The organism is Bacillus sp. AMCV2, assembly GCF_056033925.1.
In genome coordinates this window covers 631,555-647,500 of sequence record NZ_JBVYIB010000002.1, presented here as the reverse complement: position 1 = coordinate 647,500, position 15,946 = coordinate 631,555, and the positions used below count along the sequence as shown (strand labels likewise).

Sequence of the window (15,946 nt, the reverse complement as noted above, 5' to 3'; positions counted from 1 at the left end):
CTACAACCCCAAGAGGCAAGCCTCTTGGTTTGGGCTAATCCCGTTTCGCTCGCCGCTACTCAGGGAATCGCATTTGCTTTCTCTTCCTCCGGGTACTTAGATGTTTCAGTTCCCCGGGTCTGCCTTCTCATATCCTATGAATTCAGATATGGATACCACTCCATTACGAGTGGTGGGTTTCCCCATTCGGAAATCTCCGGATCAAAGCTTGCTTACAGCTCCCCGAAGCATATCGGTGTTCGTCCCGTCCTTCATCGGCTCCTAGTGCCAAGGCATCCACCGTGCGCCCTTTCTAACTTAACCGTTAAAAAGAATCACTATGTGATATCTTGTGTTACTAATTGAATGTGATGTCTACTGTTATCTAGTTTTCAAAGAACACGTTTCGAAGGAATGATCCTTCAAAACTAAACAAGACAGGGAACGTTCTGTTTATAAGACCCAAGGTCTTATATTCCGTATAATATCCTTAGAAAGGAGGTGATCCAGCCGCACCTTCCGATACGGCTACCTTGTTACGACTTCACCCCAATCATCTGTCCCACCTTCGGCGGCTGGCTCCTAAAAGGTTACCTCACCGACTTCGGGTGTTACAAACTCTCGTGGTGTGACGGGCGGTGTGTACAAGGCCCGGGAACGTATTCACCGCGGCATGCTGATCCGCGATTACTAGCGATTCCAGCTTCACGCAGTCGAGTTGCAGACTGCGATCCGAACTGAGAACAGATTTGTGGGATTGGCTTAACCTCGCGGTTTCGCTGCCCTTTGTTCTGTCCATTGTAGCACGTGTGTAGCCCAGGTCATAAGGGGCATGATGATTTGACGTCATCCCCACCTTCCTCCGGTTTGTCACCGGCAGTCACCTTAGAGTGCCCAACTGAATGCTGGCAACTAAGATCAAGGGTTGCGCTCGTTGCGGGACTTAACCCAACATCTCACGACACGAGCTGACGACAACCATGCACCACCTGTCACTCTGCCCCCGAAGGGGACGTCCTATCTCTAGGATTGTCAGAGGATGTCAAGACCTGGTAAGGTTCTTCGCGTTGCTTCGAATTAAACCACATGCTCCACCGCTTGTGCGGGCCCCCGTCAATTCCTTTGAGTTTCAGTCTTGCGACCGTACTCCCCAGGCGGAGTGCTTAATGCGTTAGCTGCAGCACTAAGGGGCGGAAACCCCCTAACACTTAGCACTCATCGTTTACGGCGTGGACTACCAGGGTATCTAATCCTGTTCGCTCCCCACGCTTTCGCTCCTCAGCGTCAGTTACAGACCAGAGAGTCGCCTTCGCCACTGGTGTTCCTCCACATCTCTACGCATTTCACCGCTACACGTGGAATTCCACTCTCCTCTTCTGCACTCAAGTTCCCCAGTTTCCAATGACCCTCCCCGGTTAAGCCGGGGGCTTTCACATCAGACTTAAGAAACCGCCTGCGAGCCCTTTACGCCCAATAATTCCGGACAACGCTTGCCACCTACGTATTACCGCGGCTGCTGGCACGTAGTTAGCCGTGGCTTTCTGGTTAGGTACCGTCAAGGTACCGCCCTATTCGAACGGTACTTGTTCTTCCCTAACAACAGAGCTTTACGATCCGAAAACCTTCATCACTCACGCGGCGTTGCTCCGTCAGACTTTCGTCCATTGCGGAAGATTCCCTACTGCTGCCTCCCGTAGGAGTCTGGGCCGTGTCTCAGTCCCAGTGTGGCCGATCACCCTCTCAGGTCGGCTACGCATCGTCGCCTTGGTGAGCCGTTACCTCACCAACTAGCTAATGCGCCGCGGGTCCATCTGTAAGTGGTAGCCGAAGCCACCTTTTATGTTTGAACCATGCGGTTCAAACAACCATCCGGTATTAGCCCCGGTTTCCCGGAGTTATCCCAGTCTTACAGGCAGGTTACCCACGTGTTACTCACCCGTCCGCCGCTAACATCAGGGAGCAAGCTCCCTGATGTCCGCTCGACTTGCATGTATTAGGCACGCCGCCAGCGTTCGTCCTGAGCCAGGATCAAACTCTCCGATAAATGGATCACAGGTTAAGTTCACCGCATCCTACGGCGACACCTGTGTGACCTGCGTCGTGCAGGCCCTAGTTTGACTGACTACGCACATCGCTGTGCGATTTTTAAAAACTGAATTAACAGGTACGTTTTGTCTTGTTTAGTTTTCAAAGATCATTCAATAATGGAGCGGGTGATGAGAATCGAACTCACGACATCAGCTTGGAAGGCTGAGGTTTTACCACTAAACTACACCCGCGTGGTATCTTATATGGCGCGCCCGAGAGGAGTCGAACCCCTAACCTTTTGATCCGTAGTCAAACGCTCTATCCAATTGAGCTACGGGCGCTTATTAAGCGACTTAACTATCATACTATCATTTGATGTTGAAGTCAAGAAGTTTTTTTAAAAATGTTTTCGAATCTTTTTCAATTCGACTTTTCTTATTATACACATTTTTAAAATCTTGTAAACACCTTAGAAAAACTTTTTTGTTTTTCTGTTTTGTTTCACGCTGTTCATCAGCGACGTTTAATAATATACCATGCCTGTTTTATTTGGTCAACACTTTTCCTGTATTTTTTTATTTTCTTCTATCACGCCTTCCCATGCTTATCATGTATATATTTTATCTCATCTTACAAATAATATAAGAAAATCTCTTAAGAAGAAATGAGGCGTGTTATGTATTACTACAAAGAGGAACTGATTAATATCATTAAACCGGACAAGCCAGACCCGGCAGCTGCTAAGGTCCTGCAGGAGATATTAGGCGGTCATTACGGAGAAATGCGTACAATGATGCAGTTTTTTTTCCAAAGCTCTAATTTCAGAGGAAAGCAGAAACAGTATCGCGATCTGCTTCGTGGCATTTTTTTAGAGGAGATTGCCCACGTTGAACTGGTTCAAAACACAATCAATGCTTTATTAGATGAATCAGGCGGTGAAGGTGTCGGCAGTCAAGGTACAGATCAAGCGCCACTTAATGAAGCCGTTAAACATGCTAATCCTCATCATTATATTATTGGAGCGCAAAGTTCCCTTCCTGTTGATGCAGGGGGCAATCCGTGGAACGGGTCGTGGGTGTATAACCACGGAAACTTAATTACTGACCTGCTGGATAACCTGCTTCTTGAGTCGACAGGTGTGCTGCAAAAAACAAGAATTTATGAAATGAGCTCTAATCAGACGTTCCGCGAAACACTTGCTTTTCTGATTGTACGCGACAATGCTCACCAGAATGCATTCGCGAAAGCGCTCGAGACATTGGGCGTTGAGTGGGCGAAGCTGCTCCCTGTACCGAATTATGACATTAATAAATATCCTGAGTGCAGAAAGTATGTCGAATTAGGCTACCATAATGCACAGTTTAACTTTAGGTTGGATGAAACGAGAATCAGTGAAATCTATCAAGGGAAATCTCCAAGCCGAAATGGCGGAGAGTTACAAGTAATAGATCCTCCGGCAGGGTTTCCCGTACCAGTGCTTCCTGAAATACCGAATGAACACAGTCCTGGGTTAGGCGATATGAATGCTTAATCCAGTGGGAAGGTGCTCAAGAAACTTCTTGAGCACCTTCTTAATTGTGACATTACGGATTCATTCAACGATTGGCGTTAAAGAATCGCCGTTCCATATTTCTCCCTTATTGAGTGTCCAGCTGTCATAATATAAAGCCGAAGCACCCTTGTTTACAGCTGGGCTCCATTCATCATTCCATGCCAGAAAGTAAATGGTTTTAGGATATTTTTGTTTTATAGCATTGATGAACAGGCTGTAATCGAAGCTGCCGTTTGCTGTTTGCGGGCCGACTTCTGTAAAAGCAAATGGTTTATTAAGCGCTGTTAGCTGATCATATCCATTGATCGAGTAGGCATCTTGAAAATACGCATCTAATCCGACAATATCCACGTAAGACGCGCCCGGGTAAAAATCAGTTTTAAAATCTCGGTTGGCGTCGGGTGAGTAAACCCAAATCAAATGATCAAGTCCTCTTGTGTCGGTCATATAATGATAGATTTTCTTGTAGAGCTGTTTATATAGAGAGATTCTTTCATTATCCTTTTGGTTATATGATGTAAGTCCCCACCAAAACCATTCACCGTTCATTTCATGCAGCGGCCTGAACAGAACAGGCACACCTTGGTTCTCCAGCTCTTGAAGTCCGTCAGCAATTTTGCTGAGCATGGCATTCAGACGCTTCCCTTCTGCTGTTGAAGAATCTAGTATTTTTTTATACTGATCGTTTGTAATCGGTGTTTTAAAATGCCCTGACTGAAAAGCAGGATTCGCCAGGTGCATGCTGATTTGCGGGATTCCACCATTTTTCCAATACGATATTAAATCGCTGTTGCAGCTTACATCTATTGAATCTTCAATATTTGCTGTTTCAAGCCATCCTCTGGCATAATCGCAGCCGTAAATAGCAGGCGATTGCCCGGTGGCGCTTTGGATTCTATCAGCCTCAGCCATAGAAAATGTGTCATGACTGTAACCTCCGAACGCTCCGGAAAGGACTCTGTTTTCCGTTCGGTTCGGCAGGTGCGCAAGCCAGTTCATCACTGCTTTTGTTGTCTGCTGTGCATTAGGATTCACAGGCGACACAGTATGCGCTTCAATTGGTTTTGCTAAAACAGCAGACGCAAGTAAAAATAAAATGAGCAAAGAGATCGTATGTTTCTTAAACAAATGCAACTCCCCCATTCATTAAGGATGAGATATCATGAATTCACATGTTCCTTCTATTGAAAACTCGCCAAAATGCGCAGGCAAGACAAAGTGTGAGCCTGCATTGCATTCATACTGAATACCATTATTTATGATTCGTCCTGATCCGCTCAGAATACTCCCCAGCAAATAGGTTTGATGTGAAGGAAAAGCAGCTCGGCCGCTAATCTTCCATTTGTACACTGAGAAATAATCTGATTGCACATAAACAATGATCTCAGCGTTACCAACTTCTTTTACTTCCGGTGTATGCACTTTATCGATATGCGGTATCGTTATAACTTCCATGGCTTTTTCTATATGAAGTGTTCTTTTTTGGCCCTGGTCATTACAGCGGTCATAATCGTATACGCGATACGTTGTATCAGAGTTTTGCTGGATTTCAAGGACAAGGGTTCCCTCACATAAAGCATGGAGTGTACCGCTTGGCACATAAAAGAAATCTCCGGGCTTGATTTTGATTCGCCTCAGCAGACCGTTCCAATCACCGCTTTCTATTCGTTGTTTGAACTCTTCCTTTGTGCTTGCATGATGTCCCAAAATTAGTTCGGCGTCATCTTTGCAATCAATGATATACCAGCACTCCGTTTTACCAAGGTCGCCATTTTCGTGCAGTTTTGCATAATCATCATCAGGATGGACTTGCACGGAGAGATCCATATTGGCGTCCAGCAGCTTTACCAGCAGCGGAAACACCTTCCTATCTGGAAAACCGAAAATCTCTGGATGATCTTGCCATACTTGATCTAGTGTCTTTCCTGCCAGCGGGCCATTTTTTACAGCCGACGGGCCATGGGCATGTGCAGAAACGGCCCAGCACTCACCTGTTTTTTGTGAGGGTATTGCGTAGCCAAAAGCGTCACGAAGCTTCGTCCCTCCCCATATTCTTTCTTTAAAGACAGGCTCTAAAAATAAAGGATGTGTCATGATCGCACCTCCCCGGATGCTGCCTCTGCTTGTAAGGCCTGATGCGCCAAAACTAGCGTGCCGATGATTCCGGCGTTACTGCCTAAACGTGGAGGTACAATATAATCACTTATATCATCTGACAATTCAGAAAAATCTAAGTAGCTGTTCATGATTTTCGCTACATATTGATAGATATAAGAAAACACTTGTTTCTGTTGCATGACGCCGCCGCCAAGAATGATTTTTTTAGGTGCAAGGATCAAAATATACTGAACCAGCGCTTGGGCAATATAGTACCCTTCCAGTTCCCAGACTTGGGCTATATCTGATAAATCCGCGGCTTTTTTTCCCCAGCGCGCTTCAATGGCGGGACCGGAAGCCAAGCCTTCAAAGCAATCTTCATGATAAGGGCACTTCCCTTGGTATACGTCATCCGGGTGCCTCCGGATATAAATATGGCCCATCTCTGGGTGTGACAGGCCCTGAAGGAGCCTCCCCTCTACAATAGCCCCCGCTCCGATGCCAGTGCCAATCGTTATATACAGGCAGCTGTCAAGACCCTTCGCTTCACCGAAAAGGAATTCACCCAGCGCTGCAGCGTTGACATCCGTACTAAATCCGACTGGGATTTTCATTTCGTTCTTAACGGTTTGCAAAAAGGGGTAGTGTCTCCAGCCCGCTTTCGGCGTGGCCATAATGGTACCGTATGTTTGACTGGTTTTATCGTTATCAACGGGACCAAAGGAGCCGATGCCGATGGCCTGTAATGAAAATTGCCGAAAATATTGAATCACTTTCTCTATCGTTTCATCCGGCATCTTTGTGGGGAATTCTATCCTGTCAATGATCGTTCCATCTTCTCTACCGACAGCACAAACAATCTTTGTGCCGCCTGCTTCAATACCGCCAAGCATGCAGATGGCCTCCTTGTTGTCTCCGCAATCAGCGCCGTATGTTTACAGAAGTCACAACAAACTTGTCATGCCGATGACGTGAAAAGGAATATTCAAATGGAATGCCATTATCTAAGAAGCCCACATGTTCAACTTCAAGAATTGGATCATCCTGTTTACAGCCTAGATGCTGCTGGTCAATATGATCAGACTTACAGGCTCTGATTTTCCGATGTGAGCCGGCAATTTTGAGCTGCAGCTCGTTTGAGATGTGGTTATAGACCGAACCATGAAGGACATCATCATTAATGCCCGGTATTAAATGAGTCGGCATATATGTTTTTTCCAATACATAGGGTTCACCTTCTACAATTCGCAGCCGAACGACATAATAAACCGGTGTTTTCTGATCAATAGACAAATGGGCGGCCACTTCCTCAGTGGGAAATTGCACTTCAAACTGAATGACCTTGCTTTGGATTTTTTTATCTTTCAGCAAGTTGGTCAATCCGAGAATCTCATTGCTGACTACATGGACATGGTCATCCTGTATTGCAGATTGAATAATAAACGTGCCATGGCCTCGTTTTCTAAACAGCAGACCCTCGGCAACTAAATTATCCAAGGCTCTCTTCATCGTCATGCGGCTTGAGTTAAATTCTTTTGCAAGAGATACTTCATCAGGAATGGGCTGATCGATCGGATATACGTTATTTTTAATTCTATTTCTCATTTCATTTGCAATAATTTCGTATTTATTCATTGGTATCCTCCGGCAGCTGTTAGAATCTGATATCACATAAGCTATTACGGATATCATAAGTTCTTTTCCCTATTTCATCAATGTTGCGGATTTTCGTCATCTCTATTCGTTATGATGATTGCCGGAAGATCTTGACCTTTAGGAAAATCTAGAAACCGCTATGCTCAGCAACCTTTTTGAACCATTTTCCGCTCTTTTTGACGGTTCTTTCTCCGTCTTTCTCAAGATTAACTGATACAAACCCATATCGGTTTTTATAGGCATTTGTCCAAGACCAGTTGTCCATGAACGTCCATAAGTGATAGCCTTTTACGTTCGAGCCTTCCTGTATGGCGCGGTGAATCCATTTGAGGTGCTCTTTTATAAATTCAATCCGGTAATCATCTTGAATGATGCCTTGTTCATCCCTGAAGCGCTCTTCACCTTCAACCCCCATACCGTTTTCAGAAATAAAACACTCGATGTTGCCGTAGTTTTCTTTTAAATTAATCAAAATATCATAAACGCCTTTTTCATAGATCTCCCAGCCGCGATGCGGATTCATTTTGCGGCCCGGCATGACGTAGGGATCAAAATATCTGTCCGGTAAAAAAGGAGCGTCGGGATTCGGAAGATGTTCTTTCGCTTTCACACGTCTCGGCTGATAATAATTCACTCCCAACAGGTCAACCGTGTTCTTTTTGATGATGTCAAGATCTTCAGCGTTGTAATCAGGCATAAAGCCTTCATGCTTCAAAATGTCAACCAGCTCTTTGGGATATTCGCCTTTAACAGATGGGTCTAAAAAAGATCTGTTAAAAAACGCGTCTGCGATTTCCCCGGCTTTCACATCCGCCGGATGGCTGCTTCTCGGGTATGAAGGGGTCAAATTTAAGATGATGCCGATTTTCCCGTCCTGCTTCATCTCCCTGTAAGCCTGAATAGCGCGGGCACTTGATAGCATCGTATGAAATCCAACCTGGACGGCCTCTTTAAAGTCGACCTTGTTTGGATAATGAAAATCATATAGGTATCCGCCTTCTACGGGAACGATTGGTTCATTATGCGTAAACCATTTTTTCACCCGCCCGCCAAACAAACGGAAGCAAGTTCTTGCATAGTTTTCATACGCGTCAACTGTCTCTCTGTTTACCCAGCCGCCGATTTTTTGAAGCGCCATCGGCATATCGAAATGAAACAAATTGACAAAAGGTTCAATTCCGTTAGCGATCAACTCATCAATGACATTGTTATAGAAATCTGCGGCTTTATCGTTGATCTCGCCCGTTCCGTTTGGTATTAAACGTGACCAGGAAATCGACATCCGGAACGAGTTGTGGCCAAGCTCCTTCATCAGCCTGATATCTTCTTTATAGTTGTCGTAAAATTGAGATGTGTCTGCGGGTCCGACATGATCAAAAAAACGATGCGGTTCTTTTTCAAACCAATAATCCCATATATTCTGGCCTTTTCCGTCTCTGTCGGCGGCACCCTCCGTTTGTGTTGCTGAAGCGGATGATCCCCACCAAAAATCCTTTGGAAAACGATATTGTTCTGTTTGTGCCAAGTCTCTCTCCCCTTATGTCACATTTTTATGCTGTTATCATGTTGCTGAGCAGCTGAATCCTGCACAGCCTGTTCTTTTTCTTTTGCCAGATTTAATTTATCCATTGCTTTTAGGAATGGAAACCAGATCACGAAGACAATCAGCAGATTGATAAGCTGCATCACGCCCCCCATGATTGAGTTCGTCGCCATGATGCCATTAATGAATAATGGAACCGTCCACGGCACCGTCACACCAGTCGGAGGCGGAACGAGCCCGGCTGACATAGCCAGATAGGTGACGAGCGTAACAACCATCGGTGCCAGCACCCAAGGCACAATAATGATCGGATTCATGACAATCGGAAGCCCGAAGATAATCGGTTCGTTTACGTTAAAAATACCGGGAGCGAGGCCAAGTTTTGATACTTGCTTCATCTGCCTGCTTTTCATGAATATGAGAATGGTAAACACAATCGCAAGCGTCATCCCGGTTCCGCCCATCCCTACTGTATAAATCTCCATAAACGGTTTTGAAATAATATGAGGGATTTCTTTTCCCGCCGTGTAAGCAGAAAGGTTTTCTACCTGCAGTGTATTCCAAATCGGGTCCATCACGGAGTTGATAATGATCTGTCCATGCAGTCCGAAAAACCAAAGAATTTGAATGAAAAACACGGCAATCAGCGTTGGGATGATACCGCTTCCAAGTCCGACAAGCGGAGCCTGTATTGCGTGATAAATGACGTCGTGCATATTTGTTTTAAAAAACAGAGTCACCATTACGTTAATCAGCAAAAATACAGTCAATGTGATAAAAGCCGGAATAAGTGCGGCGAATGATTTTGCTACAGCAGGCGGAACGCCGGCTGGCATTTTGATTGTCAGGTTTTTTTGAACAATTCTTCTGTAAATTTCACCAGAAAGAAATGCCGTAATCATCCCAAGAAACATCCCTTTTGCACCGAGACGGTCGACCGGGATAACCCCTGTAATGGCATCTCCTGTTTCCGGCTGAACGATAAATGGCGTTAAGAGCAAAAAGGAAACCAAAGCAATCGCTCCGCCAAATACAGCTTCAACCTGATAGCTTTTTGACAGGTAATAGCCTATCCCGAACACAACAAAGACAGACATAATGCCCATAGTCGCCGTGGAGGCAATGCCGAAATGAGACTGAAACGATGTAAGCATTGAGGCGTTCATGATTTTGTTTAGAAACGGCAAATTCGTTAACACGACAAAAATGGACCCGAATATCGTAAGCGGGAAAGCCAGCATAAATGCATCACGCAGCACTTGCAAATAACGGTTATTGTTTAACCTCCCTGCAATTGGAACAAGGAATTGGCTGATTTTCTCGAACACCCTATCCACCCCGATTATTTATAGATTCTTTGTTTTAAAAATATCAAGCATCTCTTTCACTAATTCTTTCATGGATAATGTTGACATCAGGTGATCCTCCGCATGCATGAGCAGCAATGAGAAAGCTTGTGCTTCTCCGCCGGATTCCTTCTGTATCATTTGAAAGTGAATGTCATGGGCCGCGGATAAATCCTGCTCAGCCTTGGTAATGAGGGCATCCGCCTCATCCTTGTTCCCTTCTTTGTAGGCGCGCAGTGATTGTATGATGCAGCTGCGGGCATTGCCGCTGTGCAAGATAAGCTGAAAACTGATTTGTTCATCTGTTAAATTCGTGATTTTCACCTGTTCCATTATTGATTCTCCATTAAGGACAATGCCTGCTCATACGCTTTTTTCCCATCTGCCATCCCGTAGGCCATCATGTCAATGACTTCAACCCGAATGTTGTATTGATCCGCCTCTTTTTGGAGTTCGCTTTTCAGAAAGCTCATTTGCGGACCGATCAAAACGGCATCCGCTTTTCTCATGTCTTCTTTTGCTTTATCCTGGCCAACAGCCCAAATCTCCGCTTCCTCACCGATAGACTGTGCGTATTCCTTCATTTTTGTCACCAATAAACTGGTAGACATTCCTGAACTGCACGCGAGTAATATTTTTTTCAACTGCTATCCCCCCTTGTGATTAAAACGCTTACATGGATTATTATAGTCATTTATTTTTAAATGTCTATACTTTTATAAAATAAATATAATCATATACTTGTCCGGTTCATCATTTTGTAAATTTTTCTATGGAAGATTCATTCATAATGTGGTACACTCATCAACGGAAACGAATCAATTAAATAGCTATTATCACTTGTATAACCTCAATAATATGGTTTGAGGGTGTCTACCAGGAACCGTAAAATCCTGATTACAAAATTTGTTTATGACATTTTTTGTAATCAGGATTTTTTTTATTTATCAAAACATTTAAGTAAAGGAGTTTGTTATGAATTTCAAAGTTTTCCTGCTTGCAGCTTCTACGATTGCAGTCGGATTGGTTGAGTTAATTGTGGGGGGAATTCTTCCTCAGATCGCAAATGATTTAGACATTTCCATTGTTTCAGCCGGACAGTTGATCAGTGTGTTTGCGCTGGGATATGCAGTGTCTGGGCCGCTGCTTTTGGCATTGACTGCGAAGATTGAGCGGAAGCGCTTATATCTAATTGCTTTATTTGTTTTCTTCCTTAGCAATCTTGTCGCCTATTTCAGCCCTAATTTCGCAACACTGATGGTATCTAGGGTATTGGCAGCAATGAGTACAGGGCTGATTGTTGTGCTTTCTTTAACAATTGCCCCGAAAATTGTAGCGCCTGAATACAGAGCCCGCGCAATCGGAATTATTTTTATGGGTTTCAGCTCTGCTATCGCATTAGGCGTGCCGCTCGGAATCTTAATCAGCGATTCCTTCGGGTGGCGGATTTTGTTCCTTGGCATCGGCCTGTTGGCGCTGATCTCCATGCTGATTATTTCAATCTTCTTTGAAAGAATACCGGCGGAGAAAATGATTCCTTTCCGGGAACAACTCAAGACGATCGGTAATCTGAAAATCGCGAGTTCACACCTCGTCACGATGTTTACATTAGCTGGCCACTACACGCTTTACGCTTACTTTGCGCCGTTTTTAGAAGAGACTCTTCACCTGAGCTCTTTCTGGGTCAGCATTTGTTATTTCCTTTTCGGGATATCTGCTGTATGCGGAGGCCCTTTCGGAGGAGCGCTATCTGACCGGCTTGGTTCCTTTAAGAGCATTTTGCTGGTGACCGGTTCCTTTGCCATCATTATGTTCTTACTGCCGCTGTCTACATCGTCTATGATTTTCTTTTTGCCTGTCATGGTGATTTGGGGTCTTCTGAGCTGGAGCCTCGCCCCGGCTCAGCAAAGCTATTTAATTGAAATTGCACCTGATTCGTCTGACATTCAGCAAAGCTTTAACACGTCGGCCCTCCAAGTCGGAATTGCCCTTGGCTCAGCCATTGGCGGTGTTGTTTTGGAAAAGACGGGTACTGTAGTGTCAACAGCATGGTGCGGCGGGTCAATTGTGATCATCGCTGTCCTGTTTGCTTTCATTTCTTTAACAAGACCTGTTCAAACAGCAAAAAAATCCTCCTTGTAAAAGGAGGATTTTTTATGATTTAGCTGAAAGCTCATCTTCTGTGACCCATTTGTGGTTTTTCACTTTTTCGCCGCTCGTTGTCGATGTATAGTCAACCATGTATACAGTTGTTTTTTCTGCCGAGTCGATCTCGGCTGTTGCTCCTTTCATGCCTTTCATATGAGAAGCCTCTAAAATCACCTGATCTCCGGGCTGTAACGTTTTATCTCCAGCATCTTTGATTTCTTCTTGGATCACCCATTTGTGATGATCCACACGCTGTCCCCCATTAGTCGGAGTATAAGAAACAACATACGCCGTTGTATCATAGGCGCCTGTTACCGTAGCTTCGGCACCTTTCATGCCTTTCATATGGGAAGTATTGATGGTTACCTGGCTGCCTACTTTGTATTTCGGATTTTTAGATTCCTGTAATCCCTCTGGAACGTCAGCTGATCCAGAATGGTCCATCTCTTCATGTGTTGAGGAGTCTGAATGATTGTCATGTGTGCTTTGTTTCGTACTGTTGTTATTGCCGCATGCTGATAAAACTAAAACAAGAGATAACATCAGAATTCCCAGTGCATTTTTAGAGATTTTCATGTTCATTCTCCTTTGCTTCATTTTTTTCCTGTAACTTTTGCCCGCAGATAATGAAAACATGCCCTCTCGATAATACTATACCCCCGAACGGTATGTAAATACGCTGATATTCTCATAAAGCGTTCCCGCAGTTTGTCCTATTCCCCTTTGTTTGCAAAGCCAAACATGAAAAAAAGCCGCTGTCAGGCGGCAATTACTGATTTAAGATTTTTATATACACACCTTTTTTTGCTTTTTGATAAGCGGCCTCACCCATTTTCCTCACCTTTTCAGAAGCATCTGAGGATTTGATCCATTCGCCATCAAGAAAAATGGATGGATCGATTAGGCGCATTTTCTTCTTTTGATGGAAATCGTACTGGATGTCATCCTCTATTACTTGTATGCCGGGATGAATGGATGTAAGCAAGCTCAGGACTTCTTCATTTTTTGATGCACGCAGGATGTTCAGTACCTCTTGGTCCGTTTTCAGGAGATCCTCTGCGGATATGACATCATGCCGCAGCGCTGCCTTCAATGCTCGCGCTAAATACTCATATCCATATACATTCACGGGATTCAAAAAGAAATCAATCACTTCCTTGTAGTACACACTGACAAACCATTCGGCGGCTTCAATACTATCAGGAAACATCCTTCCGTTTCTCACAATAAGATGATCCAAAAAGGTTTGCGCTTCGTGCAGGCTAATGTGTCCATATCGGTACATATCACGCAGCGTATAGTCTGTCCGATCAGCACACAGCTCCGGTGCGGGCTGTTCGAGCAATGTCCACCTTGAATCGTCAGATAAAAGTTCTTCAGTATGATAGCCGTATTTTTTTAGAACGTCCGGGATTTCAGAGTGAACAATGACTTGTTGAAAGATGTTTTCATGATAGTCTTCTGCTTGATTTTCAAAGACAACGTCGACCACATGAGAAAAAGCTGTGTGTGATACGTCGTGGAGCAGACCCGCAATCTGTTCTTCTATCGTTCCTCCGAGCTTTTTGATGAGGAGCATTACGCCGATGGAGTGCTCATACCTGGTCACATTCCACTTTCGATTGACTAAAAAGCTTGCTCCGCCTTGATAGATTCCTTTTAATCTTTGCACAGGAGCGCTTTTGATAAGCTCTTCCAGCACTCCGTCTATATGGTGCTGCCCGTAAATGACATCGCTGATTTCCATGCCGTCACCTCAACATCTATTTTTTTGTTATATATTGTTTATATTGATAGTACATACGCAATCTTTCAATAGAGGAGTGTTATGATGATCATCATCCCAAACAATGAGATAGCGAAACATATGTTGACCGATTTTTTTGCCAAGCAATGGGGTACACCCGAGATGGCGATTTCCAGCGGCATTTTTCGGTGTGATGAATTAGATGGATTTGCCGCAGTAAATGAAAGCGGCGAAATCATTGGCTGTATTACATACTTGATAGATGGGAAAGATTGTGAAATTATTTCATTAGATAGTATGATTGAAAATAAAGGAATCGGCACAGCTTTACTTCAGCAGGTTGAAGAGACGGTTAAATATGCACATTGTCAACGAATAAAGCTTATCACAACGAATGATAATGTACATGCGATGGCGTTTTATCAAAAGAGAGGCTATCAATTCGCCGCAGTGTTTCCGAACGCAGTTGAAAAAGCGCGCCGACTCAAGCCGGAGATTCCCGAGGTGGCTGAAAACGGCATTTTGATTCGGGATGAAATTCTATTTTCGAAGGTAATTGATTAAACGAATAGGAGTCTTTTATGTCCAGTCATTATAAATACCCTCTCATTTTCACGGCATTCCTATTAATCGCTTTCTGCTTGATCTTTTTTTCCTATCACCTGATTCATCATGTTCGTTTGGAGTATCCGAATTGGCAGGGAGAAAGCAAAGACCAGAATTGGGAAGCTGTTTTCAAAAAAAATGAAGATGCACCAAATGAATACAGCGGCGAACTTTATTGGATCGGTGAACCACATGAAACAGACAACACTTATTTGGAATCACTGATTGTAAAAAAGGATGATGAAGTTCTGCTGAGTTCTGACACGGAAATCCCGATGCATGATTATTCTGGAGGCACTTTTTCTGATGGAAGCGCAAAAGAAAAGTCCGTTTCTTTTTTAGAGCGGTTAGATGAACATGAGCTTGAAGGCCATGATATTACGATTGAAGTGAAATGGAAACAAGGTAATCATTATTCTGCGAGCCAGCTTACGCTCAATGAAAAGACCTTGTTTGAAGAAAAGCAGCAATAGATGATCAAAACGAAAAATAGACAAATGAAAAGGTGTAACATATTTTATACAGCTCATATGTTATGCCTTTTCCTTCATTTTCGCCAAAAAGTGGAGCAGTCTGCCTTATCCCGAATATTAAACTCAATCATTTTTTCAAGTAGCGTGTAATCAACTGGACCGTTCCAAGGGATACGTATTAGCTGCTCGGTGTAATCATATCCGGCCTTCACAATATCATCCTCTACGTGCGCTATCGTTACTTTTTCAGGAGCGACAGCTAAATGCTTTTTAGAAACACTAAAGCCAATAATAAATGTACCGTGATCCGTAAACATCGGCTGTTTCCATTTTATTTCTGTATGTAAATTTGGATATTTATCTTTGATCCAAGTCAACACCTCTTCCGTTCTTTCTCGGTGGAACGGGTCATCAATCCCCGCTAAATACTCAGAAAAAACGTCCATGTTGTTCCCTCCTAAAATAAAATGATGCCACTCCATATGAACTGCTCAGACATGTACTTACACAATACCTCTTTCCAACATAATACTTAAAATTGTTCAAGATGTAAGCGGGTTGCTTCTATGCCGACTATAGCAGATTTCAGTCCGCCTATCCACGGCCAGTATCTATTCCTCCCATTTATTTCTTTAGTACTATCACTCTTTCCTTCTTTTGATAGCAGTTCATTATTCTTGTAAATCCAATCTTTAAAATCGATTAATACTAGCTTAACAGTTTAAAAATATAATTGGGTTGTCATTGAGATTCATCTATATTTAGGAGGTT

The 15,946-nt window shown here is 43.8% G+C and carries 15 protein-coding genes, 2 tRNA genes, 2 rRNA genes and 1 riboswitch (1 of these 20 cut by a window edge); of the genes, 4 read left to right on the top strand and 15 right to left on the bottom strand.

The annotated features are described in order from the left end of the window. The 4 genes from AC0OMA_RS03465 to AC0OMA_RS03450 form a co-directional block, all read right to left on the bottom strand. Positions 1-303 (bottom strand): 23S ribosomal RNA (locus AC0OMA_RS03465); it reaches 2,625 nt to the left of the window's first position. A gap of 170 nt (positions 304-473) precedes the next feature. After that, positions 474-2,023, bottom strand: a 16S ribosomal RNA gene (locus tag AC0OMA_RS03460). Together the 16S and 23S rRNA genes with 2 tRNA genes alongside form the textbook arrangement of a ribosomal RNA operon. Before the next feature lie 161 nt (positions 2,024-2,184). Beyond that, a tRNA-Gly gene (locus AC0OMA_RS03455) sits at positions 2,185-2,258 on the bottom strand. A 13-nt stretch (positions 2,259-2,271) separates the two neighbouring features. Continuing rightward, positions 2,272-2,348 (bottom strand) — tRNA-Arg (locus AC0OMA_RS03450). A 335-nt stretch (positions 2,349-2,683) separates the two neighbouring features. Between AC0OMA_RS03450 and AC0OMA_RS03445 the strand changes: the two genes are divergently transcribed. After that, complete coding sequence (locus AC0OMA_RS03445) at positions 2,684-3,538, top strand: manganese catalase family protein (RefSeq protein ID WP_069322418.1); 855 nt, start codon at positions 2,684-2,686, stop codon at positions 3,536-3,538. Positions 3,539-3,598: 60 nt separating this feature from the next. Here the strand turns inward: AC0OMA_RS03445 and gmuG are convergent, their stop codons facing one another. The 8 genes from gmuG to AC0OMA_RS03405 form a co-directional block, all read right to left on the bottom strand. Continuing rightward, positions 3,599-4,687, bottom strand: a complete 1,089-nt coding sequence (gene gmuG, locus AC0OMA_RS03440) for a mannan endo-1,4-beta-mannosidase (protein WP_181218377.1) — start codon at positions 4,685-4,687, stop codon at positions 3,599-3,601. A gap of 18 nt (positions 4,688-4,705) precedes the next feature. Next, positions 4,706-5,653, bottom strand: a complete 948-nt coding sequence (gene manA / locus AC0OMA_RS03435) for a mannose-6-phosphate isomerase, class I (protein ID WP_015382916.1) — start codon at positions 5,651-5,653, stop codon at positions 4,706-4,708. After that, on the bottom strand, positions 5,650-6,549 hold the full coding sequence (locus tag AC0OMA_RS03430; RefSeq protein WP_181218374.1) for an ROK family protein: 900 nt from the start codon (positions 6,547-6,549) through the stop codon (positions 5,650-5,652). The genes manA and AC0OMA_RS03430 overlap by 4 nt, the downstream gene beginning before the upstream one ends. 28 nt (positions 6,550-6,577) lie before the next feature. Continuing rightward, the gene (gene gmuR / locus AC0OMA_RS03425) at positions 6,578-7,291 is read right to left on the bottom strand and encodes a transcriptional regulator GmuR (RefSeq protein ID WP_015382914.1); all 714 of its coding nucleotides are present in this window, start codon (positions 7,289-7,291) and stop codon (positions 6,578-6,580) included. Between the two features lie 148 nt (positions 7,292-7,439). Further along, positions 7,440-8,837, bottom strand: coding sequence for a 6-phospho-beta-glucosidase GmuD (gene gmuD / locus AC0OMA_RS03420; RefSeq protein ID WP_047182174.1), 1,398 nt, complete (start codon positions 8,835-8,837; stop codon positions 7,440-7,442). Between the two features lie 17 nt (positions 8,838-8,854). Continuing rightward, positions 8,855-10,183, bottom strand: coding sequence for a PTS cellobiose transporter subunit IIC (gene celB, locus AC0OMA_RS03415; RefSeq protein ID WP_474221912.1), 1,329 nt, complete (start codon positions 10,181-10,183; stop codon positions 8,855-8,857). A gap of 18 nt (positions 10,184-10,201) precedes the next feature. Next, positions 10,202-10,534 carry a PTS sugar transporter subunit IIA gene (locus AC0OMA_RS03410; RefSeq protein ID WP_015382911.1) on the bottom strand — a complete coding sequence of 111 codons (333 nt, stop codon included), beginning with the start codon at positions 10,532-10,534 and terminating at the stop codon, positions 10,202-10,204. Further along, positions 10,534-10,845, bottom strand: a complete 312-nt coding sequence (locus AC0OMA_RS03405; RefSeq protein ID WP_014112863.1) for a PTS sugar transporter subunit IIB — start codon at positions 10,843-10,845, stop codon at positions 10,534-10,536. Before AC0OMA_RS03405 ends, AC0OMA_RS03410 begins: the two co-directional genes overlap by 1 nt. Before the next feature lie 176 nt (positions 10,846-11,021). Continuing rightward, a riboswitch (purine riboswitch) is annotated at positions 11,022-11,121 on the top strand. Between the two features lie 55 nt (positions 11,122-11,176). Between AC0OMA_RS03405 and pbuE the strand changes: the two genes are divergently transcribed. Continuing rightward, positions 11,177-12,343 (top strand): purine transporter PbuE, encoded by a 1,167-nt coding sequence (gene pbuE, locus AC0OMA_RS03400; RefSeq protein WP_322840178.1) that lies wholly within the window; start codon positions 11,177-11,179, stop codon positions 12,341-12,343. A 12-nt stretch (positions 12,344-12,355) separates the two neighbouring features. Here pbuE and AC0OMA_RS03395 read toward each other — a convergent pair whose 3' ends face one another. Both AC0OMA_RS03395 and AC0OMA_RS03390 read right to left on the bottom strand, forming a co-directional pair. After that, complete coding sequence (locus AC0OMA_RS03395) at positions 12,356-12,985, bottom strand: YdhK family protein (protein ID WP_163117770.1); 630 nt, start codon at positions 12,983-12,985, stop codon at positions 12,356-12,358. Positions 12,986-13,118: 133 nt separating this feature from the next. Next, entirely contained in the window at positions 13,119-14,096 is a 978-nt protein-coding gene (locus AC0OMA_RS03390) for an HD domain-containing protein (protein WP_474221911.1), read from the bottom strand. Positions 14,097-14,177: 81 nt separating this feature from the next. Here AC0OMA_RS03390 and AC0OMA_RS03385 point away from each other — a divergent pair, with 81 nt between their 5' ends. Beyond that, the gene (locus AC0OMA_RS03385) at positions 14,178-14,660 is read left to right on the top strand and encodes a GNAT family N-acetyltransferase (RefSeq protein ID WP_474221910.1); all 483 of its coding nucleotides are present in this window, start codon (positions 14,178-14,180) and stop codon (positions 14,658-14,660) included. A gap of 17 nt (positions 14,661-14,677) precedes the next feature. Then, positions 14,678-15,175: a YdhH/YoaO family protein gene (locus AC0OMA_RS03380; RefSeq protein WP_015382906.1), complete on the top strand. Its 498-nt coding sequence runs from the start codon at positions 14,678-14,680 to the stop codon at positions 15,173-15,175. Between the two features lie 74 nt (positions 15,176-15,249). Here AC0OMA_RS03380 and fra read toward each other — a convergent pair whose 3' ends face one another. Beyond that, positions 15,250-15,621: an iron chaperone frataxin gene (gene fra / locus AC0OMA_RS03375; RefSeq protein ID WP_474221909.1), complete on the bottom strand. Its 372-nt coding sequence runs from the start codon at positions 15,619-15,621 to the stop codon at positions 15,250-15,252. Positions 15,622-15,946 lie beyond the last annotated feature (325 nt).